At 63.6% G+C, this 895-nt stretch carries 1 protein-coding gene; it reads right to left on the reverse strand.

Annotated elements, in window-relative coordinates; translation table 11 throughout:
* On the reverse strand, positions 1-895 hold an 895-nt coding region (locus VBE63_RS30430; protein ID WP_323686692.1), incomplete at both ends, for a nickel-dependent hydrogenase large subunit.

Below are 895 nucleotides of genomic sequence, written 5' to 3' on the forward strand. Positions count from 1 at the left end.
TTTGCCGTTCTCGATCACGATCCAATGTCCGAGCGCCCCGCGCGGGGCCTCCATGCGGCCGACACCCTGCGCCTTCTGCGGCCAGGTTTCCGGGTCCCAGAGGGTCTCGTTGAAGGTCTTGACGTCGCCGGACTTGATGTTGGCGACCAGGGTGTCGTACCAGCCTTGCAGCTCATCGACGATGATCGCCGTCTCGAGCGTGCGCGCGGCGGTGCGGCCCATGGTCGAGTAGAGCGCGTCGATGGGCAGCTCGAGTTGGGTGAGCGTGCTGTCGACCAAGGCCTTAGCCTTTTCGTTGCCGGTGGTGTAGAGCATCAGCATCCGCGCCAGCGGCCCGACCTCCATCGGCTTGCCCTTCCAGCGCGGGGTCTTGAGCCAGGAGTACTGGTTCTCGACGTCGAGCTGCTGATAGGGCGGCTTAGGGCCGGTATAAGCGAACTTGGTCTCACCCTGATACGGATGCAGTCCAGCCTCCTTGCCGGCCTTGTAGTCGTACCAGGCATGGGCGACGAACTCCTGGATCTCGGCCTCGGCGTCGAGGTCGACCGGCTCGATGTGGCTGAGATCGCGGTTCATGATGACGCCGGCAGGGACCAGATAGGAGTCCGGGTCGCCATAGCCCTTGGCCGGGAAGTCGCCATAGGTCATGAAGTTGCCGATGCCTTCGCCTTGCTGGAACCAGTCCTTGTAGAAACTGGCGATGGCGAGGGTGTCCGGCACATAGACCTGATGCACGAAGTCGTGCATCAGCTGGATGAGGTTGCGCACTCGTTCCAGGCCGACCACGTCGAGCGCGGTGCCGGCCTGCTTGCCGGATTCCAGGCTGATGGCACAGGGCATGCCGCCGACGCAGAGGTTCGGATGCGGATTCTTGCCGCCGAAGATCGCATGCAGC

The sequence above is a fragment of the Lamprobacter sp. genome (assembly GCF_034860625.1).
GTDB lineage: Bacteria > Pseudomonadota > Gammaproteobacteria > Chromatiales > Chromatiaceae > Lamprobacter.